Here is a 19,804-nt window from a genome sequence, read left to right on the forward strand (position 1 = left end):
CGCGGGCCGGCCTCAGGCCGGCTCATCGGGGATCAGCGCCGATTCCAGCAGCTCGATGCCGTCGCGCAGCTGCAGCTTGCGTTTCTTCAGGCGCTTGACCATGAGCTCGTCTGCGCCGCTGTCGAGCTGCAGCCGGGCGATCGCGGCATCGAGGTCGCGATGTTCGGCCTTCAGCGCCGCCAGGCGCTGGGCGAGTCGGGCCTGTTCGGCGGCATCGGAAGGGTGCATGGCGTCCCGAGAGTACACGCTGCCCGCGTCGATCGGCCATCCACCGGCAACGGGGCGCGCCGATCCGGCGCCTGTGATCGGGCACCGTTAGAATGCGTGGTCCATGAGCATCGTCCTTCCACTCGCCGAACCCGCGCCGCGCGTGCGCAGTGCCGCGCACGACGCCCAGCGCCTGGGCAAGCGCCTGCGCCACCAGGTCGGCCGCGCGATCGCCGACTTCGGCATGATCGCCGACGGCGACAAGGTGATGGTGTGCCTGTCGGGCGGCAAGGACAGCTACACGCTGCTCGATGTCCTGCTGCAGCTGCAGAAGAAGGCACCGGTATCGTTCTCGATCACCGCGGTCAACCTCGACCAGAAGCAGCCGGGCTTCCCGGAGCAGGTGCTGCCCGACTACCTGCGCTCGCTCGGCGTGGACTTCCACATCATCGAGCAGGACACGTATTCGGTGGTCTCGCGCGTGGTGCCGGAAGGCAAGACCATGTGCTCGCTGTGTTCGCGGCTGCGCCGCGGCGCGCTGTACGCCCGGGCCGCCGAGCACGGCTTCACCCGCATCGCCCTGGGCCACCACCTCGACGACATGGTGGCCACGTTCTTCCTCAACATGTTCTTCCACGCCAGGCTCAGCGGCATGCCGCCGAAGCTGCTCAGCGACGACGGCAGGCACGTGGTGATCCGCCCGCTGGCCTATGTCCGCGAGGAGGACATCGCGGCCTACTCGGAGGCGAAGGCGTTCCCGATCATCCCCTGCAACCTGTGCGGTTCGCAGGAGAACCTGCAGCGCAAACAGGTGCAGCGGATGATGGCGCAGTGGGATCGTGAATCACCCGGGCGCGTCGAGCAGATCGCGCGCGCGCTGGGTGACATCCGTCCCTCGCAGCTGGCTGATCCGACGCTGTTCGACTTCCTCGGCCTGGGCCATCGCGACGCGGCGGCCACGGCCGACGCGCAGCGGTGGCTGGCCGGCGATCCCCACGACAGGCCGCACGCCGGCAACGACGCCTGATGCCGCAGCACGGCAGTTCCCCATCCCGCCCGCGCGGGACGCCACCGCGTCCCCTGAGACAGCGCGCGCGCATCCTTTCCCGCTTCCACGACCACGGCCTCCGATACCCATGTTCTTTCGCAACCTGACCCTGTTCCGTTTCCCGACCTCGCTCGATCTCGAAGGCCTCGAGGACGCCCTCGCCACCCATCCGCTGAAGCCCGTCGGCCCGCTGGAGCTGTCCTCGCGCGGCTTCGTGCCGGCGCTGGGCCGCGACTCCGAAGCCTTCTGCCACCGCATCGGCGACGCCGCCTGGGTGGCGGTCGGCGGCGAGGATCGCCTGCTGCCCGCCGCGGTGGTCAACGACATGCTCGCGCGCAAGCTCGACGAGGCCGAGGAGCGCGAAGGCCGCCGCCCGGGCGGGCGCGCACGCAAGCGCATGAAGGACGAGCTGGTGCACGAGCTGCTGCCGCGCGCCTTCGTCCGCCCCTCGCGCACCGACGCCCTGCTCGACCTCAAGCACGGCCTGTGCATCGTCGATACCTCGTCGCGCAAGAACGCCGAGGCCGTGGTCTCGGCGCTGCGCCAGGCGCTGGGCAGCTTCCCCGCGCTGCCGGCGAATGCCGAGGTCGCGCCGCGCAGCGTGCTGACCGGCTGGATCGCTGGCGAACCGCTGCCCGAGGGCCTGTCGCTGGGCGAGGAGTGCGAGCTCAAGGACGGCAACGACACCGGCGCGATCGTGAAGTGCCAGCGCCAGGACCTGGGCAGCGAGGAGATCACCCGCCACCTGGAAGCCGGCAAGCAGGTCACGCGGCTTGCGCTGGTGCTCGACGACCACGTCTCCTTCGTGCTCGGCGAGGACCTGGTGGTGCGCAAGCTGAAGTTCCTCGACGGCGCGGTGGACCAGCTGGAAGGCACCGACCGCGACGACCTGCGCGCCGAGCTCGATGCGCGCTTCGCGCTGATGTCGGCCGAAGTGCGGCGGCTGTTCGAGATCCTCGAGCCGGCACTGAAGCTGTCGCGCGTCGACGCCTGAACGCAGACCCATCGAAACTCCGCGCATGGATGCGCGCTGTGCGGGTGCGCGCCGGTAGAATCGCCACATGTCGTCCCTGCTCCGCCTGCTGCTCACGAAGTCCAATGCACCGGGCACCCGCAACATCCAGCGCGACACGGTCGCGCTTGCGATGGACGACGGCAGCCACGTCGAAGTGATGCGCGTGCGCGATCCGCGCGCACGCCGCCTGCGGCTGTCCGTCGACGAACGCGGTGCACGCCTGACCCTGCCGCCGCGCGCGAGCGCGATCTCCGGCGAGCGTTTCCTCGAACAGCACCGTGACTGGGTGCTCGCGCAGCTGCGCGCGCATGCGATCGACGACCTGCTGGCACCGCTGGAGCGCGACGCCACGACGGCCCTGCCATTGCGCGGGATCATGCTCCCGCTGCACTGGGAAGCCGGCCGCTACGCCTGCGTCGTCCGCGACGGCGGCGAGCTGGTGTTCCGGCACACCGGACGCGGCGGCGATGCTGCCCTGCGCCGCGCGCTTCGCGATTTCTACGAGGGCGAGGCGCGTGCGGATATCGGCGCCTGGCTGCCGCGCTACCTGCCCGGCCTGCCGCGCGCGCCGGTGCGCGTCCGCCTGAAGGCCATGTCCTCGCAGTGGGGCTCGCTGGCGCCCGACAGCACCGTCGCCCTGGACCTGGCCCTGGTGCTGGGCCGGCCTTCGGCCTTCGAGTACGTGCTGGTGCACGAGCTCTGCCACCTGGTGCACGCCGACCACTCGCCGGCGTTCTGGGCCGAGGTCGACGCGCGCTGCCCGGGCTGGCGCGCCGAACGCGATTACTTCCGGGACCACGGCCGGCGACTGAAGGCGATGCTGAGGCTGCTGTCCGGTCCGGTTGCCTGAGGGCGTTGTACGGGTCAGGCATCCATGTCGACGAGTTCCGGGAGACCCATGCGCCATCTTCTGCTTCCCCTGCTCATCGCCGGCCTCGTTGCCACCGCCACCGGCTGCCAGCGCGCCGCCGATGCCGCGGCGGAAGCAGCCATCGAGCGCGCCAGCGGCCACCAGGTTGAAGTGGACCGCGATGGCAACCGCATGCGTGTCCGCACCGCGGAAGGCGAAGTGAGCATCGCCACCGGCAACGGCGTCGCTCTGCCGGCGGATTTCCCGGACGACCTGTTCCTGCCGCCGAGCTATGGCGTGAGCAGCGTGATGGACATCGGCGGCGCGCGCCTGCTGAGCCTGGAGTCCGACGGCTCGGTGTCGTCGATGTTCGACGCCGCGCGCGCGGCCATGGAAGGCAGCGGCTGGACGCAGACCCTGGCGATGCAGCAGGCCGACAGCGCCATGCTCGGCTTCAGCCATGGCGAACGCGAGGCGACCTACACCTTCACCCGCCGCGGCGGCGAACAGCTCATGGTCGGCATCCAGCTGCGCGAGCGGCCCGGGCAGCAGTAGCCGGGACCCGGCACCTCAGCCGGCGAAGAAGCTGCCGATCGCGGCGGCGACCTCGCCGGGCTGCTCCATGTGCAGGTGGTGGCCACCGGTCAGCACGACCAGTTCGCCCGCGGGCAGCAAGGCCGCGCGTGCGCGGCGCAGCGGATCGGGCAGGTAGGGCTGGGCCGGATCGGCGAACAGCACCCGGGTCGGACAGGTGATGCCCGCCACCAGGTCCTCCACCTGGGCCTCGGTCATGCGCACCATCGTCGGCAGCGTCAGGCGCGGGTCGCTGCTCCAGCTCCAGCCGCCGTCGACGGCGACTATCCCGCGCTCCACCAGCAGGCGCGCGGCCGGCTCGCCCAGGCCGTTGGCCCGCATCCGCGCACGCACGGCAGGCTCGATGTCGGCAAACACCCGCAGGCGCTTGTCCGGCAGGGCACGCGTGGCCGCGACCGCGTCGCGCAGCCGCTCCACGGTGCGCCCGGGCTCTTCGGCCAGCGCGCCCAGGGCCTCGATCGCGACCAGGCGCTCGACGCGCTCCGGGCAGGCCGCGGCCACGAGGCTGGCGATGCCCGCGCCCATGGAGTGGCCAAGCAGGGCAAAGCGCTCCCAGCCCAGGGCGTCGGCGATGTCGAGCACGGTGTGCACTGCGCCCGCGAAGGAATAGTCCATGCCGCGCGGCAGGTGGTCGCTGGCACCATGCCCCGGCAGGTCCGCCGCGACCAGGTCGAGGCCCGACAGGTGCGGCGCCAACGGGATGAAGCTCGCGGCATTGTCGAGCCAGCCGTGCAGCGCCAGCACGCGCGTCGCGCCGGCATCGCCCGTGCGCAGGCCGCGCACGGTGCCCATCGGCAGGGCGATTTCGAAGTCGCGCATCGGCGGGGCGTGCGTCAGCGCCATGCGTCGAACTCCCGCGTTGCGATCCCGGCGATCGCGCGCGCGTGCGCCGGATCGTCGTTGAGGCACGGGATGTAGGAGAGCTCGTCGCCGCCGGCCTCGCGGAAGAAGCCGGCGTTCTGCATGGCGATCTCCTCCAGCGTCTCCAGGCAGTCGGCGGCGAAGCCCGGGCAGGCGACATCGATGCGCTTGACGCCTTCGGCGGGCAGCGCGCGGACGGTGGCGTCGGTGGCCGGCGACAGCCACTTGCCACCGCCGAAGCGCGACTGGAAGGTCGCCTGCCATGCGTCGTCGGGCAGCTCGAGCGCGGTGGCGATCGCGCGCGCGCCGGCGAGGCACTGGCGCTCGTAGGGATCGCCCTGGTCGACCAGGCGCTGCGGAATGCCGTGGAAGGAGAACAGCAGGCGGTCGCCCCGGCCGTGGCGCTCCCAGTGCGTGCGGATGGAACCGGCGACCGCCTGCACCCAGGCCGGATCGACGTGGTAGTCGTCGACCATGCGCGCGTCGGGCAGCTCGCGCGCGACCACGTCCCCGACCGATGCGGTCGTGGTGGTCGAGTACTGCGGATACAGCGGCAGCACCAGCACGCGCGCGCCCTGTCCACGCAGTTCGCGCAGCCGGCGCGTGAGCGCGGGTTCGCCATAGCGCATGACGTGCTCCACGTGCACCCCGGGCATCTGTTCCTGCACCGCGGCCGCCAGCCTGCGGGTATGGACTTCCAGCGGCGAGCCGCCGTCCATCCAGACCGCGGCGTAGTTGTGCGAGACCTTGCGCGAGCGCAGCGGCAGCACCACCAGGCGCAGCAGCGGCAGCCAGAACAGGCGCGGCAGCTGCACCACGCGCGGGTCGGACAGGAACTCGGCCAGGTAGCGCGAGACCGCCGACGCGGTCGGTGCCGAGGGCGTGCCGAGGTTGGCCAGCAGCAGGACGTCGCGGGCAGCTTGCGTGGAGTCGGTCATGGTCGGTGCTGGCGTGGTGGCGGGCGGACAGCGGCCGTCCAGTGTACGGTCCGGTACGGGCGAGGGCACGCAAGGCTCACCGCCGATTCATCGCGCCGCGCATAGCCTGAGCCACCACGCGCGGTCGACAGCGTCCGCCCCGCGCCGCATCCTTCCAAGCATTCCGTCACGGAGTCCCCCATGTCCGCCAAGCGCCATCCGCTCCGCCTGCCCGTCCTTGCCTCCGCGCTCTGCCTGGCGCTGGTCGCCGCCCCCGCCCTGGCCGGTCCCCAGGAAGATGCGCGCGCGCTCAACGCGGTGCGCGTGCTTGCCGAGATCCAGCAGATTCCCGAAGCGGGGATCCCCGAGAAGCTGTTCGACGAGGGCCGTGCGATCGTGGTCGTGCCCGACACCATCAAGGCCGGCCTGATCATCGGCGGCCGCCGCGGCCACGGCCTGATGTCGGTGAAGAACCCCGATGGCACCTGGTCCAACCCGGTCTTCGTCAAGCTCACCGGCGGCAGCATCGGCTTCCAGGCCGGCGTGCAGTCGGCCGACGTGGTGCTGGTGTTCCGCAGCGACCGCGGCCTGGAGTCGATCGTCAACGGCAAGTTCACCCTGGGCGCCGACGCCGGCGTGGCCGCCGGGCCGCTGGGCCGCAGCGCGGCCACCGCCACCGACGGCCAGCTCAAGGCCGAGATCTGGTCGTGGTCGCGGGCCCGCGGGCTGTTCGCGGGCGTCGCGCTCGACGGCGCCGTGCTGTCGATCGATGACGCGGCCAACGAGGCCGTCTATGGCCGCGACACCACGCCGCGGATGATCTTCGAGGGCCGTGCGCAGGGCCAGCCTTCGACCGCCGTCGTCGACTTCCGCGACACCATCGAGGAGGCCACCGCGCTGGCGCGCCTGAACCGCGGCACCGATGGCACGGCGGCCCAGGCCGTCGCGGGCACCGCCGATGCCGGGGCCAACGCTCTGGACGCGGCACGGATGCCGCAGGTGGAGACCACGCCGGTCGGCCACGGCGGCACGCCCGCACAGGCGCAGGGCGGCTTCCAGCCGGTCGACGACTCCCCGGTGACCTCCGAGCCGCTCCCCGCCGACGATCTCCCGGCGCCGCTCCCCGACCCCATCGACTGAGGCCCGGCATCCGCGCCCGCGGTTACGGCCGGGGCGACTTGGTATCCTGAGCCCCCGAACACATCCAGGACTCGCGGCATGGGCAGTTTCAGCATCTGGCATTGGATCATCGTCCTGGTGGTCGTGCTGCTGATCTTCGGCACCAAGCGCCTGCGCGGCGCGGGCCGCGACCTCGGCGAAGCGGTGAAGGGCTTCAAGAAGGGCATGGCCGACGAAGACGACAAGCCGGCCGGCCAGCTCGGCGACCAGACCCGCGAGGGCGAGCGCAAGGCCGAGCGCGACGACGACTCCGTGCAGCGCTGACCGCGGCGCGGCAGGCAGGCGGCGGGCATGTTCGATCTCGGCTTCACCGAGCTGACGATGATCGCGCTCGTGGCCCTGGTGGTGCTCGGCCCCGAGCGCCTGCCCAAGGCCGCGCGCTTCGCCGGCCTGTGGGTGCGGCGCGCACGTGCGCAGTGGTATTCGGTGAAGTCCGAGCTCGAGCGTGATCTCGCCGCCGACGAACTCAAGCGCAACCTCGACGCCGCGCGGACCGCGACCACGGACTTCGAACGCGACGTGCGCACGGCGGTCACCGACCTGGACAGCGACGTGCGCGAGAAGGGCGAGGCCGCCCGCAGCGAGCTCAAGGCGCTGCGTGACGAACTGACCGCGGGCGCGGAGCCCGGCGCCAAGCCCCCGCCCACCGGAGACGACGATGGCCGGCGCTGAGGGCGAGGGCCACATCTTCGACCACCTGCTGGAGCTGCGCAGCCGCATCCTGCGCGGGCTGGTCGGCTTCGCCGTGGTCCTGGCGGCGATGCTGCCCTTCGCCAACAAGATGTATTCCCGGCTGTCGCAGCCGCTGGTGGACAAGCTGCCCGAGGGCGCGCACCTGATCGCGATCGAAGTCGCCTCGCCGTTCTTCGCGCCGCTGAAGCTCGCCTTCTTCGCCGCGATGGTGGTGAGCATGCCGTGGCTGCTGTTTCAGGCCTGGTCCTTTGTCGCACCCGGCCTGTACCGGCGCGAGAAGCGCCTGGCGATGCCGCTGCTGGCGACCTCGCTGGTGCTGTTCTACACCGGCTGCGCCTTCGCCTTCTTCGTGGTGCTGCCCTCGGTGTTCAGCTTCCTCACCATGGTCACGCCGGAAGGCGTGTCGATGATGACCGACATCAACGCCTACCTCGACTTCGTGCTGGTGATCTTCCTCGCCTTCGGCATCAGCTTCGAGCTGCCGGTGGCGCTGGTGATCCTGGTGCTGCTGGGCTGGGTGACGCCGGCGCAGCTGCGGGAGTCGCGCGGCTACGCGATCGTCGGCATCTTCATCCTCGCCGCGATCATCACCCCGCCCGACGTGATCTCGCAGCTGATGCTGGCGATCCCGATGTGCCTGCTGTACGAGGCCGGCATCATCGCCTCGCGCATGCTGGCGCCGCGCGAGGCCGCCGCCGGCGACAACGGCACCGGCTGATGCGCCCCGCCGGGTTCTGGCGACGCAGTGCGGCATGGTCCCTGGATGCGGCGGTGGTCGCGCTGCCGGTGCTGGCACTGTGCGGCAAGCGCCTGCAGGCGGCCGCGGCGACGCTGGTCGAGGCGTGGAGCGCGCTGGTCGACGCCGTGGCGCAGCGCATGGCGGCGGCGATCATGGCCACCGATGCGGTGGCGGCACCCGATCCCGGCGTGCTGCTCGGCCTGGTGCGGGGGTCGATGCGCGACCCTGCCCTGTTGGCCGCGGCCGCGGACCTGCAATCGGCGCTGCTGACCCTGGCCGGCCCGCCGCTGGGCGCGTTCGTGGCGGTGTTCTTCGCCTGGTGCGTGGCCTTCGAACGCTCGGCGCTGCGGGCCACGCCCGGCAAGCGCGCGCTCGGCCTGCGCGTGGCCGCCGCCGGCGGCGGCGATCCCGGCGCGGGCGCGGTGCTGCTGCGCTTCGTGGCCGGCGCGCTGTCCTGGCTGAGCCTCAACGTCGGCCACATGCTGGCCGCGGTCCCGCCCGACCACGCCGCGCTGCACGACCGGATCAGCCGCACCCGGGTGGTGCTGGCGGCCGGCGCGGCGGAACGGATGCCGCGATGGGCCGCGGCCTGGCTCGCGCTGCAGGGCGTGGCGCTGCTGCTGGCCACCGCCTGGGCTTCGGCGGCAATGGCGTCCGCGATGCAGGCGGCGCTGGACCGCGCGCTCCGGGGCTGAGCGTCAGGCCTCAGGCAACGACGTGGCGGTCGTCGCCGTCGTGGGCATCGCCATCGACAGCGCAGACATCGCGCCAGATGGAATACATCACGCCGCAGCTGACCACGATCATCACCACCACCAGCAGCAGGTAGACCGGCACCCCGATCACGATGCCGAGCACCAGCAGCATGCCGCTGCCGGCGCCAAGCGCGGTGAACAGCATCACCAGCACGCCCACCACCAGCGCCACGATGAACATGGCGACCATGGCGACCAGGAGGAGCAGCGCCAGCGGCAGCGCGTTGCGGAGGGCGCCGGTCAGGCCGTCGGCCAGCGCCGCGCCGGTCGCCTTGCCCCGGAGTGCCACCTGGCCCAGGCCAATGGCCTGTGCGGCGTAGACCAGCACGCCCACCACCATCGTCACCGCGAAGGCGCGGCCGAAGCCGGCCGGCACCGCCACCTGTGCGGCCGGGTCCGCGGTCGCGGCCATGTTGTCGAGGTACCAGCGTCCGGCTTCCGGCGCGACCAGCGCCACCAGGCCGCCGATCAGCGCGTACTGCAGCAGGGCCAGCGCCAGCAGGATCACGATCGCGCGCAGCCACGTACCGGTGTCGGCGAAGCCGCTGAAGATCTGCGTGGCCGTCGCGGGGCGGCCGTTCTCGACCGCATCGATCACGCGCAGGTAGCCCACCAGCAGCGCGCCCATCAGCACGAGCAGCGGAAGCGAGATCGCCATGCTCAGCGCGAACTGGGCCGTCCCGCCATCAGGCGCGACCAGGCCGACTGCGAGGCTCATCACCACCGCGACCACGAAGATGACCAGCGCGAGCAGGGCGGCGCCGCCAAAGATCGCCTTTGGGTTGCTTCCGCCGAGGTTCACCGCGTTCTTGAACCAGCGCCAGCCCGAAACCGGGCCCATCGTGCGAGTCGTCATCCAGTCATCCCCGGGTAGTGGTGTAAGTCGGTGGCCGCGCCACGCGGAACCATCGTAACTGATGGCTGTGGCCGCACCGCCTCAAGCGTGGCGACGCGCCCTGCGCACGAAGCGGCGCAGCACCCGGCGCGCGTCCGGCGCGGCGCGCACGGCGGCGTGGATCGCCCCCGGGTCCTGGCCATGGGCGACCAGGCGTTCGGCGCGTCCCGCGACATAGCCGCGCATGTGGCCGGCGCTGAATTCCGGATGGAACTGGACGCCCCAGGCCGCGTCGCCCCAGCGGAACGCGTGGCAATCGTCCATCGTCGAGGCGGCCAGCCCGACAGCGCCCTCGGGCGAGCGCAGCACGCTCTGCGTATGGGTGGCCTGCGCCTGGATCCGCTCCGGCAGCCCCGAGAACAGCGGATCGTCGGCGGCATGCGCGGACAGGTCGAGGTCGATGGTGCCCATTTCGAGCCCGCGCGGGTTGTCGGCGACCTCGCCGCCCAGCGCGTGCGCCAGCAGCTGGTGGCCATAGCAGATGCCGAACACCGCGGCGCCGGCGTGGGCGGCGTCGCGCAGCCAGTCGGCAGTGCGCTCGCTCCAGGGTTCGCGGTCGCTGACCATCGCGCCCGAGCCCGTGACGAGGATGCCGGCATAGCCTCGGTGCGACGGCGGCGCTTCGCCCGACAGCACGTCCACCACTTCGACTTCGTCGCGCGCCAGTCCCGCGGCGGTGCGGACCCAGTGCGGGAAGCGCCCGTGGCGACGCATCGAAGGAATGGGACGGCCGGTCTCCACGACCAGGAAAGGACGCGCGTTTCGACTCATGCAGTACACCGGGAAAGTCACCGCACACGCGCAGGTTGCGCGGAGGGGGCCGGTATACTAACGCGTCCCCATTTATCGCGCCGCCGCTCCCCGGCGGACCGGAACACGCATGACTGCACCCACCTTCCAGCAGCTGATCCAGCGGCTCAACGACTTCTGGGCCGCGCAGGGCTGCGTGCTGATCCAGCCGCTCGACCTCGAAGTCGGCGCCGGCACCTTCCACCCGGCGACGTTCCTGCGCTCGATCGGCCCGGAGCCGTGGAACGCCGCCTACGTGCAGCCCTGCCGCCGCCCCACCGACGGCCGCTACGGCGAGAACCCCAACCGCCTGCAGCGCTACTACCAGTACCAGGTGGTGATGAAGCCCTCGCCCGACAACATCGTCGAGCTGTACTTCGAGTCGCTGAAAAGCGTGGGCGTCGACCCGCTGGTGCACGACCTGCGCCTGGTCGAGGACAACTGGGAATCGCCGACGCTCGGCGCCTGGGGCCTGGGCTGGGAGGTCTGGCTCAACGGCATGGAGGTGACCCAGTTCACCTGGTTCCAGCAGGCCGGCGGCATCGAGTGCCGCCCGGTGCTGGGCGAGATCACCTACGGCCTCGAGCGGCTGTGCATGTACCTGCAGAACGTCGACGACGTCTTCGACCTGGTGTGGACGCACGGTCCCGACGGCAGGCCGGTGACCTACCGTGACGTCTACCACCAGAACGAGGTCGAGCAGAGCACGTACAACTTCGAGCATGCCGACGTGGCGGAGCTGTTCCACCGCTTCGATGCCTGCGAGGCCGAGGCGATGAAGCTCGTCGAACTCGACCTGCCGCTGCCCGCCTACGAGCAGGTGATGAAGGCCAGCCACAGCTTCAACATGCTCGACGCCCGCCGCGCGATCAGCGTCACCGAGCGCCAGCGCTACATCCTGCGCGTGCGCAAGCTGTCGCAGGCGGTGGCCGAGGCCTATCGCGCACAGCGGGAGAAGCTCGGCTTCCCCGGACTCGAACCCGTCCCGCACAAGGCCGCCTGACAGGGAGTCACAGCGCATGATCGAAATCTTCTCCGCAGTATTCGCATTCGGCTGGTCCGCACCGGTGGCATTCGGGCTCTTCGCCGCGTACTGGGCGCAGCAGACGGGGCGCAATCCCTGGCTGTGGCTGCTGTTCGGCATGCTGCTGATGCCGCTGGCCGGCATCGCCCTGCTGATGCTCAACGGCGACCGCAAGCCCGCCAGTCCGGGCAACGACCTGGGCCACCTCATCGCGGTCAACAAGGATCTTCCGTGACCGATACCGCACCGCTCCTGATCGAACTCGGCACCGACGAGCTCCCCGTCGCCGCCCTGCCCGGCCTGGCACGCGCGTTCCTCGATGGCGTTCGCGACGCGCTCACCAGCCGCGGCATCGGCTTCGCCGAAGGCGCGCGACCGCTCTATGGCCCGCGCCGGCTCGCCGTGCTGCTGGACGCGGTGGCCACCGTCCAGCCCGACCGCCCGTCCGAAGTCCTGGGCCCCTACGTCAACATCGCGCTGGACGCCGACGGCCAGCCGACGCGCGCGCTGCAGGGCTTCGCGCAGAAGGCGGGCGTGGACTGGAGCATGCTGGAGCGCGCCAGCGACCAGAAGGGCGAGCGCTTCGTGCACCGGTCGGTGACGCCCGGCGCCGCCACGCGCGACCTGCTGCCCGCGGTCGTGGAGGAAGCCATCGCGGCGATCCCGGTGCCCAAGGCGATGCGCTGGGGCGCGCACGCGCACGCCTTCGCGCGGCCGGTGCACTGGCTGGTCGTACTGCTGGGCGATGCGGTCGTGCCGGCCACCGCGTTCGGCATCGCGTCCGACCGCATGAGCCGCGGCCACCGCTTCATGCACGACAAGCCGGTGTGGATCGGCAATCCCCGCGACTACGTCGACGCGCTGCGCGCGGCGAAGGTGCTGGTGGATCCCGAGGAGCGCCGCGACGCCATCGTCTCCGGCGTGCAGGCCGCGGCCACGGCCGCCGGCGGCGTCGCGCGCATCGACCCCGGGAACCTCGCCGAGGTCGAATGCCTGGTGGAGTGGCCCGCGGCCGTCGCCTGTTCGTTCGAAGCCGAATTCCTCGCCGTGCCGCCGGAAGCGCTGGTGGCGACGATGGAGGCCAACCAGAAGTTCTTCCCGGTGCTCGACGCCGACGGCCGGTTGACCGAGCACTTCATCGGCGTGGCCAACATCGCGTCGCGCGACGAGGCCGAGGTGCGCAAGGGCTACGAGCGCGTGATCCGCCCGCGCTTCGCCGACGCCAAGTTCTTCTTCGTCGAAGACATGAAGCAGGGCCTGTCGGCGATGAACGAAGGCCTGGCCGGCGTGACCTACCAAGCGAAGCTGGGCAGCGTGGCCGACAAGGCGGCGCGCGTGGCGACGCTGGCCGGAACGCTGGCGCCCGCCGCGGGCGTCGACGCGGCGCTGGCGCAGCGGGCGGCGCTGCTGTCCAAGGCCGACCTGCAGTCGCGCATGGTCAACGAGTTTCCCGAGCTGCAGGGCATCGCCGGGCGCTACTACGCGGCGCAGGATCCCGCCCTGGCCGAGCTCGCGCACGACGATCGCATCGCGCTGGCCGCGGCGCTGGACGAAGCCTGGCAGCCACGCGGCGCCGGCGACGCCATCGCGCCATCGCCGCTGGGCCGGGTGCTGGCGATCGCGGAGCGCATCGATACGCTGGCCGGCGGATTCGCCGCCGGGCTCAAGCCCACCGGCAACAAGGATCCCTTCGCCCTGCGCCGCGCCGCGCTGGGCCTGGCGCGCACGGTCATCGAAGGCGGGCCCGGGATCGACCTGCCGGCGGCACTGACGGCCGCGACCGCGGCGTTGCCGGAGGGCGTGCGCCCACTGGGCGATCCTGCCGCCGCGCTTGCCACCGACCTCTACGACTTCATCCTCGACCGCCTGCGCGGCTACTACGCCGACCGCGGCGTGCCCGCGCAGCACTTCAGCGCCGTCGCGGCCCTGCGTCCGGCCTCACTGGCCGACTTCGACCAGCGCATCGCCGCCATCGCAAGTTTCGCCAGGCTGCCCGAGGCCGAGGCCCTGGCCGCCGCCGACAAGCGCATCCGCAACATCCTGCGCAAGGCGGACGCTGCGATTCCCGAAACCGTGGACGCGTCCCTGCTGGTCGAACCCGCCGAGCAGGCGCTGTCGACGGCGATGGAAGCCGCCTGGGTCGATGCCGGCCCCGCGCTCGAGGACGGCGACTACGTGGCCGCGCTGGCACGCCTTGCGCGACTGCGGCCCGAGGTCGATGCGTTCTTCGATGCGGTGATGGTCAACGCCGAGGACCTGGCGCTGCGCAACAACCGCCTGGCGCTGTTGCAGCGACTGGCGCGGCGGCTGGGTGCCGTGGCGGAGCTTGGGCAGCTTTCTGTCTGACTTGCGGAGGGCGTTAATGGTCCGTCGACGCGTCATCGGTATCCTCCGCTGATGCCCACGTCCCACCGCGCCGCCGTCGCCGTGCTCCTGTTCGCCATCGCCGGCAGCGCCCATGCCGCCAGCGTCGCCGCGGTCGAGATCCGCGGCCTCGACGAGGAGATGGAGGAGAACGTCCGCACCTCGCTGTCGCTGCTCGACGCCATGGACGACGAGGTGTCCTGGCGCCGCCTGGCCTACATGATGCGCGCCGCCGGCGACGAGACCCGCGAGGCGCTGGAGCCCTTCGGCTACTACTCGCCGCGGATCGTGGTCGAGCGCGTGCGCGGCGACGATCGCCGCGTGGTGCTGGACACCGCCGCCGAAGCCGATACCGCCAGCGGCGACAGCGCCGCTGCCACCGCCGAGGTGGTGCGCGAAGCAGGTGCCGCGCGCGCGCGCGACGCGGCCCGGCTCCCGGTGTCGGTGGTGATCACGGTGGAGCCGGGCGAACCGGTGCGCGTGCGCCGCGCCGACATCGCCATCCTCGGCGATGGCCACGACGATCCCTACCTCAGCGACGAAGTGGACGACTTCATCCCGCGCCAGGGCTCGATCCTGGACCACGCGGCCTACGAGACCAGCAAGACACGCATCAGCCGGCGCCTGGCCGAGCGCGGCTACTTCGACGCCGACTTCAGCGCGCGCCGGGTCGCGGTCACCCGCGCCGAGCAGGCCGCCGACATCGAGCTGGTGTGGAGCAGCGGCGAACGCTACGCCATGGGCCGGACGCGCTTCGTGCAGGCGCCGAACGAAGTGGTCGACAACAGCCTGCTCGAACGCCTGGTGTACTGGGAAGAAGGCCAGTACTACCACCAGGGCCGCCTCGATCGCCTGCGCACCTCGCTCAACAGCCTCGACTACTTCAGCCGCATCGACATCACCACGCGTCCGGAGGAGGCCGAGGACGGGCGCGTGCCCGTGCAGGTCGACCTCACCCCGGCCAAGCGCGACGTCTACACCGCCGGCCTCAGCTATGGCACCGACAGCGGCCCCGGCATCCGGCTGGGACTGGAGCGGCGCTACGTGAACCGGCGCGGGCACAAGGCGCTGTCGCAGCTCGACTACGCCCGCAACCGCAAGACGCTCACCCTGCAGTACCGGATCCCCGCCTTCCGCTGGCTCGACGGCTGGTACACGGCCAGCCTGCAGGCCGCCGACGAGCAGACCGACTACATCGACACCCGGCGCGTGGAGTTCGCAGCCAGCCGCAGCGGCCAGTACAGCCGCCACCTCAACCTGGTGGCCTCGGTGCACGCGCTGCGCGAGCGCTGGGCCTACGAGTACGAGGACGACGACGACCCGTCGACGTCGCCGCTCTACCGCTATGCCACCTTCACCTACCCATCGCTGCGCGCGACCTATGTCGATCTCGACGACGCGCTGTTCCCGCGCGGCGGCTACAACGGCAGCCTGCTGCTGCGCGGCGGCGTCGAAGGCGCGGGCTCGGAGGCGAACTTCCTCCAGTTCCACGCCCGCGCGAGCTGGTACATGGGCATCGGCGCCAGCGACCGGCTGATCCTGCGCGGGGAGTACGGCCGCACCGAGACCAGCGCCCTGGTCGACATGCCGCCCAGCCTGCGCTTCTACGCCGGTGGCGACGGCAGCATCCGCGGCTACGAGTGGCGCGAGGTCGGCCCGCGCGTGGTCGATGACGACGAGAAGAGCTTCGCGCTCGGCGCGCGCCACGTGTTCACCGCCAGCGCCGAGTACGAGCACTATTTCAGCGGCGGCCCCTGGGGCGTCGGCGCCTTCGTCGACACCGGCAGCGCCTTCGACGGGTCCCCCGACCTGCGCACCGGCGTCGGCGTGGGACTGCGCTGGCAGACGCCGGTCGGCCCGCTGCGGCTGGACATCGCCCGCGGCCTGGACGATCCGGATTCGCCTTTCACCCTGCACCTCAACATCGGCACCAGCCTCTGACCATGGCGCACGCATCCGACATCAGTCCGGAAGAGCGCGAAGCGCGGATCGCCGACCTGCGCGCGCGGCGCAAGGCGCGCGTGCGCAAACTCGCGCTGCGCAGCGCCATCGGCATCGCGGCGCTGGTGCTCCTGCTCCTGGTGGTGACGTACTGGCTGCTGTCCACGCTTGCCGGCCGCGACTTCCTGCTGATGCAGGTGGTCTCGCGGCTGCCCGCCGGGACCACCCTGGAATGGCGCGACGCCGAGGGGCCCGCATCCGGGCCGCTGACGCTGCACGACGTCGCCTTCCAGCAACTGGTGTGTCCGGACGTCGACGACGAACCCGTGCCCTACGGGCAGTGCGCGTCGCCCAACGCGCTGCGCTTCAGCGCAAAGCGCATCACCATCGACCCGGCGATCCGCCCGCTGCTCGGTCGCCTGCTGCGCCTGGACGCGGCGCGGGTGGACGGCGCCGTGCTCGAACTGCCGCCGGCCGACGACGGCGAGCCGTTCTCGCTGCCGCGCTGGCCCGAGGTGCTGCCGCAGGTCGAGCCGCCGCTGGGCCTGCAGGCGGACACCGTCGAGATCGACGGCTTCCGCGTGCTGCGCGGCGGCGAAGCGATGATCGACATCGCCAGCGTCCGCGGCGGGTTCGACGCGCGCAGCGGCCTGCTGCGGCTGCACGACGTGGTGGTCGACAGCGACCGCGGCCTGTTCAGGGCGCACGGCGAGTACGCGCCGGGCCAGGACTACCGCATGGACCTCACCGCCTCGGCGCTGCTGCCGGCGCCCGCGGGCACGACGCGGCCGCGCCTGGGCCTGGTGGCCCGCGGCGACGTGTCGGCGCTGGACGTGGCGCTGTCCGGCCACGCGCCGGCGCCGCTGCGCGCGCGCCTCGGGCTGCGCGGGGCCGACGCGCCGCGGTGGACCTTCACGGCATCGAGCGCAGCGCTGGATCCCGCGCTGCTTGCCGGAACGGGCGAACCCGGCACGCCGCTCGCCTTCGCTGTCGCCGCCAGCGGCACGGGCGGCCGTGCCGGACTGCAGGGCGACGTCGCGTACGGCGACCTGCGCGCCACCGTGCAGCCCTCGGTGGTCAGCCTTGACGAACAGGTGCTGGAGTTCGACCCGCTGATGGTCGACGTGTTCGACGGCCGGATCACCGTGACCGGCCACGGCGACTTCAAGGATCCGCAGGCCGCGGACGTCCGCTACGCCGTGCTCGCCCGCGGCCTGGCCTGGGCGCCGACGCCGGCCGCCGGCGCCGCGCCGGATCCAGCCGCCACTGTCCATGCCGACGCCGACATCGGCATTGCCGGCACGGCGGAACGCTGGGCGGTGGTCGGCACGGCCACGCTGGCGCGTGATGGCGAGACCGCCGACGTGGAACTCCGCGGCCGCGGCGACCAGGCGCGCCTGGAGCTGCGCACCCTGGCCGCACGCACGCCGGGCGGCCGGCTGGACGGCAGCGGCGAACTCACCTGGGCGCCGGCGCTGGGCTGGTCGCTCGATGCCGGGCTTGCAGGCTTCGACCCCGGGTACTTTGCGCCGGACTTCAAGGGCGCGATCGACGGGCGGATCGCGAGCACGGGCAGCACGCGCGACGACGGCGGGCTTGAAGTCACCGTCGACGCCAGCGACCTCGGCGGCCAGCTGCGCGGCCGCCGCATCACCGGCCACGCCAGCTTCGCCATGCACGGCGCCGCGACCGGCAGCGCCGCGTCCGCCGGCTACGAAGGCGAGGCCGCGCTCGGCATCGGCGACAGCCGGATCGACGCCCGCGGCCGCGTCGATGAGCGCATCGACATCCAGGCATCGCTGTCGCCGCTGCGGCTTGAAGACCTGCTGCCCGGCGCCTCGGGGCGCCTGGACGGAACCCTGCGCGTCGACGGCGGCCGCAACAGCCCCGACCTCCGCGCCGACCTCGACGGCAGCGGGCTGCGCTACGGCGACTACACCGCCGACAGCCTGCGCCTGCGCGGGCAGCTGCCCTGGCGCGGCGGCGGCGGCGAACTCGACGTCGATGCCAGCGGCGTGCAGGCCGGCCTGGCGCTGGACACCCTCGCGCTGCGCGCGCGCGGCGCGGTGGAAGACCTGCGCCTGGAGGCCAGCGCCCAGGGCGACATCGGCCGTGCGGCGCTGTCGGGCACTGCGCAACGTGGCGCAAACGGTTCGTGGCGCGGCGCGCTGGAGACCCTGGAGGCCGCACCTTCGGTCGGCGCCACCTGGCGGCTGCAGTCAGCCGCGGCCTTCGTCCAGGCCCCCGGCGGACGCTTCACGCTGTCGCCCACCTGTCTTGAAGCCGACGTCGGCGGCCACCTCTGCGCCAGCGCCGACTGGCCGCGGCAGGGGCTGGCGATCGACGGCGAAGGGCTGCCGCTGGCCCTGGTCGCGCCCTACCTCCCGACGCAGGACAGCGGGCGGCCGTGGTTCCTCGACGGCAGCATCGACATCGACGGCCAGCTGCGCCCGGCGGGCAACGCCTGGCAGGGCGATTTCACCATCGCCTCGGCCGGCGGCGCCCTGCGCACCAGCGCGCGCTCACGGCGCGACGTGCTGTCGTACAGCGGCCTCGCGCTCGCGGCCGAATTCGACGCCAACCGCATCGATGCCACCCTCGGCCTGGGCTTCAACGGCGAGGGCCGCATCGACGCGCGGCTGCGCACCGGCTGGGATGCCTATGCGCCGCTGGACGGCGAACTCACCGCGGCCACCAGCGAGCTGACCTGGCTGGAACTGTTCTCGCCCGACATCGTCGCGCCCACCGGCCGCCTGGACGCCGACATCCGCCTCGCCGGCACCCGCGCCGAACCGCTGCTGGGCGGCAGCGCCACGCTCGACGGCTTCGGCGCCGAGATCCCGTCGTTGGCGATCGCGATCGTCGACGGCCAGGCGCGCCTGGACGCGCGGCCCGACGGCAGCGCGCGCATCAACGGCAGCCTCGGCACCGGTGGCGAGGGCCGGCTGGCCATCGACGGCAGCCTGGGCTGGGCCAGCGCCGACGCGCCGCTGCAGCTGCGCATCAGCGGCAACGACGTGCTGCTGTCCGACACCCGCGACCTGCGCGCGGTGGCCAGCCCCGACATCGAGGTGCGCTACGCCGGCGGGCGCCCGCTGCAGGTCAGCGGCCGCGTGCACGTGCCCAGCGCGCGCATGGACCTGGAGCGGCTCAGCGACGGCGTCTCGGCATCGCCGGACGTGGTGGTGCTCGACCCCGTGGATCCGGACGAAGGCCCGGCGATGCCGATGGAGCTCGACCTCACGCTGGCCATGGGCGACGACGTCCACCTCAACGGCTTCGGCCTGCAGGGCGAGCTGACGGGCGACCTGCGGGTGCGTTCGCGCGCCGGCCGCGAAATGACCGGCCAGGGCATGCTCGAGATCGGTGGCCGCTACGAAGCCTACGGCCAGGAGCTTGCGATCACGCGCGGACGCCTGGTGTGGTCGAACACGGCGGTCTCCGACCCGGTGCTCGACATCCGCGCCGAGCGCAAGGTGGGCGAAGTCACCGCCGGCATCGACGTCAGTGGCCGCGCCTCGGCGCCGCGCGCGCAGGTGTGGACCAATCCCGCCAGCGACGAGTCCGAGGCCCTGGCCCTGCTCGCCCTGGGCCGGCCGCTGTCGAGCCTGAGCGGACGCCAGGCCAGCGATCTCGACGCGGCTTCCGCGGCGCTCAACGCCGGTGGCAGCCTGCTGGCCGGGCAGCTGGGCAAGCAGATCGGCCTCGACGACGCCGGCGTGATGGACTCGCGCGCGCTCGGCGGCAGCGTGTTCGGGATCGGCAAGCAGCTGTCGCCGCGGCTCTACGTCGGCTTCGGCGTGTCGCTGCTGGGCACCGGCCAGGTGCTGACGCTGAAATACCTGCTGCGCAAGGGCTTCGACATCGAGATCGAATCAAGCACGCTGGAAAGCCGCGGCTCGGTCAACTACCGCCACGAGCGCTGAGGAGGAC

At 72.2% G+C, this 19,804-nt stretch carries 19 protein-coding genes; 14 read left to right on the top strand and 5 right to left on the bottom strand.

Going from position 1 to position 19,804, the window contains the following annotated elements:
• Positions 1-12 precede the first annotated feature (12 nt).
• Positions 13-228 carry a YdcH family protein gene (locus E2169_RS07180; RefSeq protein WP_132985916.1) on the bottom strand — a complete coding sequence of 72 codons (216 nt, stop codon included), beginning with the start codon at positions 226-228 and terminating at the stop codon, positions 13-15.
• 103 nt (positions 229-331) lie between these two features.
• On the opposite strand from E2169_RS07180, the gene ttcA reads away from it, so the two are divergent.
• The 4 genes from ttcA (at position 332) to E2169_RS07200 (ending at position 3,675) form a co-directional block, all read left to right on the top strand.
• Positions 332-1,234, top strand: a complete 903-nt coding sequence (ttcA, locus tag E2169_RS07185; protein WP_132985917.1) for a tRNA 2-thiocytidine(32) synthetase TtcA — start codon at positions 332-334, stop codon at positions 1,232-1,234.
• A gap of 109 nt (positions 1,235-1,343) precedes the next feature.
• The gene (locus E2169_RS07190; protein WP_132985918.1) at positions 1,344-2,249 is read left to right on the top strand and encodes a recombination-associated protein RdgC; all 906 of its coding nucleotides are present in this window, start codon (positions 1,344-1,346) and stop codon (positions 2,247-2,249) included.
• A gap of 67 nt (positions 2,250-2,316) precedes the next feature.
• Positions 2,317-3,120 carry a M48 family metallopeptidase gene (locus E2169_RS07195; RefSeq protein WP_132985919.1) on the top strand — a complete coding sequence of 268 codons (804 nt, stop codon included), beginning with the start codon at positions 2,317-2,319 and terminating at the stop codon, positions 3,118-3,120.
• Between the two features lie 48 nt (positions 3,121-3,168).
• The gene (locus E2169_RS07200) at positions 3,169-3,675 is read left to right on the top strand and encodes a hypothetical protein (protein WP_132985920.1); all 507 of its coding nucleotides are present in this window, start codon (positions 3,169-3,171) and stop codon (positions 3,673-3,675) included.
• 15 nt (positions 3,676-3,690) lie between these two features.
• On the opposite strand, the gene E2169_RS07205 is transcribed toward E2169_RS07200, so the two are convergent.
• Entirely contained in the window at positions 3,691-4,557 is an 867-nt protein-coding gene (locus tag E2169_RS07205; protein ID WP_370465086.1) for an alpha/beta fold hydrolase, read from the bottom strand.
• Positions 4,548-5,513 carry a ferrochelatase gene (gene hemH, locus E2169_RS07210; protein WP_132985921.1) on the bottom strand — a complete coding sequence of 322 codons (966 nt, stop codon included), beginning with the start codon at positions 5,511-5,513 and terminating at the stop codon, positions 4,548-4,550. Before hemH ends, E2169_RS07205 begins: the two co-directional genes overlap by 10 nt.
• Before the next feature lie 180 nt (positions 5,514-5,693).
• Here hemH and E2169_RS07215 point away from each other — a divergent pair, with 180 nt between their 5' ends.
• The 5 genes from E2169_RS07215 to E2169_RS07235 all read left to right on the top strand — a co-directional run bounded on the left by E2169_RS07215 (position 5,694) and on the right by E2169_RS07235 (position 8,798).
• Positions 5,694-6,632 (top strand): lipid-binding SYLF domain-containing protein, encoded by a 939-nt coding sequence (locus tag E2169_RS07215; protein ID WP_132985922.1) that lies wholly within the window; start codon positions 5,694-5,696, stop codon positions 6,630-6,632.
• A gap of 78 nt (positions 6,633-6,710) precedes the next feature.
• Entirely contained in the window at positions 6,711-6,935 is a 225-nt protein-coding gene (gene tatA, locus E2169_RS07220) for a Sec-independent protein translocase subunit TatA (protein ID WP_132985923.1), read from the top strand.
• A 27-nt stretch (positions 6,936-6,962) separates the two neighbouring features.
• Positions 6,963-7,343 (top strand): Sec-independent protein translocase protein TatB, encoded by a 381-nt coding sequence (gene tatB, locus E2169_RS14535; RefSeq protein WP_132985924.1) that lies wholly within the window; start codon positions 6,963-6,965, stop codon positions 7,341-7,343.
• On the top strand, positions 7,330-8,082 hold the full coding sequence (gene tatC / locus E2169_RS07230) for a twin-arginine translocase subunit TatC (protein WP_132985925.1): 753 nt from the start codon (positions 7,330-7,332) through the stop codon (positions 8,080-8,082). The genes tatB and tatC overlap by 14 nt, the downstream gene beginning before the upstream one ends.
• Complete coding sequence (locus E2169_RS07235; protein WP_132985926.1) at positions 8,082-8,798, top strand: RDD family protein; 717 nt, start codon at positions 8,082-8,084, stop codon at positions 8,796-8,798. Before tatC ends, E2169_RS07235 begins: the two co-directional genes overlap by 1 nt.
• 10 nt (positions 8,799-8,808) lie before the next feature.
• On the opposite strand, the gene E2169_RS07240 is transcribed toward E2169_RS07235, so the two are convergent.
• Complete coding sequence (locus E2169_RS07240; RefSeq protein WP_132985927.1) at positions 8,809-9,714, bottom strand: hypothetical protein; 906 nt, start codon at positions 9,712-9,714, stop codon at positions 8,809-8,811.
• Between the two features lie 81 nt (positions 9,715-9,795).
• Positions 9,796-10,524 carry a glutamine amidotransferase gene (locus E2169_RS07245; RefSeq protein ID WP_132985928.1) on the bottom strand — a complete coding sequence of 243 codons (729 nt, stop codon included), beginning with the start codon at positions 10,522-10,524 and terminating at the stop codon, positions 9,796-9,798.
• 109 nt (positions 10,525-10,633) lie between these two features.
• Between E2169_RS07245 and glyQ the strand changes: the two genes are divergently transcribed.
• From glyQ to E2169_RS07270, 5 genes are read left to right on the top strand one after another with little or no spacing between them, the layout of a single operon-like run.
• On the top strand, positions 10,634-11,545 hold the full coding sequence (gene glyQ, locus E2169_RS07250; protein WP_132985929.1) for a glycine--tRNA ligase subunit alpha: 912 nt from the start codon (positions 10,634-10,636) through the stop codon (positions 11,543-11,545).
• Between the two features lie 16 nt (positions 11,546-11,561).
• Entirely contained in the window at positions 11,562-11,801 is a 240-nt protein-coding gene (locus tag E2169_RS07255) for a hypothetical protein (protein WP_132985930.1), read from the top strand.
• A complete protein-coding gene (gene glyS / locus E2169_RS07260) occupies positions 11,798-13,912 on the top strand; it encodes a glycine--tRNA ligase subunit beta (protein ID WP_132985931.1) in 2,115 nt (704 codons plus the stop codon). Before E2169_RS07255 ends, glyS begins: the two co-directional genes overlap by 4 nt.
• A 51-nt stretch (positions 13,913-13,963) precedes the next feature.
• Positions 13,964-15,871, top strand: coding sequence for an autotransporter assembly complex protein TamA (locus E2169_RS07265; RefSeq protein WP_165942356.1), 1,908 nt, complete (start codon positions 13,964-13,966; stop codon positions 15,869-15,871).
• Positions 15,872-15,873: 2 nt separating this feature from the next.
• Positions 15,874-19,797, top strand: coding sequence for a translocation/assembly module TamB domain-containing protein (locus tag E2169_RS07270; RefSeq protein ID WP_132985932.1), 3,924 nt, complete (start codon positions 15,874-15,876; stop codon positions 19,795-19,797).
• The last annotated feature ends 7 nt before the right edge of the window (positions 19,798-19,804 follow it).

The sequence above is a fragment of the Luteimonas terricola genome (genome assembly GCF_004352845.1).
GTDB lineage: Bacteria > Pseudomonadota > Gammaproteobacteria > Xanthomonadales > Xanthomonadaceae > Luteimonas > Luteimonas terricola.

Bases quoted from the DNA above. Each gene is read 5' to 3' on its own strand.
- E2169_RS07180 (WP_132985916.1), bottom strand. From the start codon at position 228: ATGCACCCTTCCGATGCCGCCGAACAGGCCCGACTCGCCCAGCGCCTG.
- ttcA (WP_132985917.1), top strand. From the start codon at position 332: ATGAGCATCGTCCTTCCACTCGCCGAACCCGCGCCGCGCGTGCGCAGT.
- E2169_RS07190 (WP_132985918.1), top strand. From the start codon at position 1,344: ATGTTCTTTCGCAACCTGACCCTGTTCCGTTTCCCGACCTCGCTCGAT.
- E2169_RS07195 (WP_132985919.1), top strand. From the start codon at position 2,317: ATGTCGTCCCTGCTCCGCCTGCTGCTCACGAAGTCCAATGCACCGGGC.
- E2169_RS07200 (WP_132985920.1), top strand. From the start codon at position 3,169: ATGCGCCATCTTCTGCTTCCCCTGCTCATCGCCGGCCTCGTTGCCACC.
- E2169_RS07205 (WP_370465086.1), bottom strand. From the start codon at position 4,557: ATGGCGCTGACGCACGCCCCGCCGATGCGCGACTTCGAAATCGCCCTG.
- hemH (WP_132985921.1), bottom strand. From the start codon at position 5,513: ATGACCGACTCCACGCAAGCTGCCCGCGACGTCCTGCTGCTGGCCAAC.
- E2169_RS07215 (WP_132985922.1), top strand. From the start codon at position 5,694: ATGTCCGCCAAGCGCCATCCGCTCCGCCTGCCCGTCCTTGCCTCCGCG.
- tatA (WP_132985923.1), top strand. From the start codon at position 6,711: ATGGGCAGTTTCAGCATCTGGCATTGGATCATCGTCCTGGTGGTCGTG.
- tatB (WP_132985924.1), top strand. From the start codon at position 6,963: ATGTTCGATCTCGGCTTCACCGAGCTGACGATGATCGCGCTCGTGGCC.
- tatC (WP_132985925.1), top strand. From the start codon at position 7,330: ATGGCCGGCGCTGAGGGCGAGGGCCACATCTTCGACCACCTGCTGGAG.
- E2169_RS07235 (WP_132985926.1), top strand. From the start codon at position 8,082: ATGCGCCCCGCCGGGTTCTGGCGACGCAGTGCGGCATGGTCCCTGGAT.
- E2169_RS07240 (WP_132985927.1), bottom strand. From the start codon at position 9,714: ATGACGACTCGCACGATGGGCCCGGTTTCGGGCTGGCGCTGGTTCAAG.
- E2169_RS07245 (WP_132985928.1), bottom strand. From the start codon at position 10,524: ATGAGTCGAAACGCGCGTCCTTTCCTGGTCGTGGAGACCGGCCGTCCC.
- glyQ (WP_132985929.1), top strand. From the start codon at position 10,634: ATGACTGCACCCACCTTCCAGCAGCTGATCCAGCGGCTCAACGACTTC.
- E2169_RS07255 (WP_132985930.1), top strand. From the start codon at position 11,562: ATGATCGAAATCTTCTCCGCAGTATTCGCATTCGGCTGGTCCGCACCG.
- E2169_RS07265 (WP_165942356.1), top strand. From the start codon at position 13,964: ATGCCCACGTCCCACCGCGCCGCCGTCGCCGTGCTCCTGTTCGCCATC.
- E2169_RS07270 (WP_132985932.1), top strand. From the start codon at position 15,874: ATGGCGCACGCATCCGACATCAGTCCGGAAGAGCGCGAAGCGCGGATC.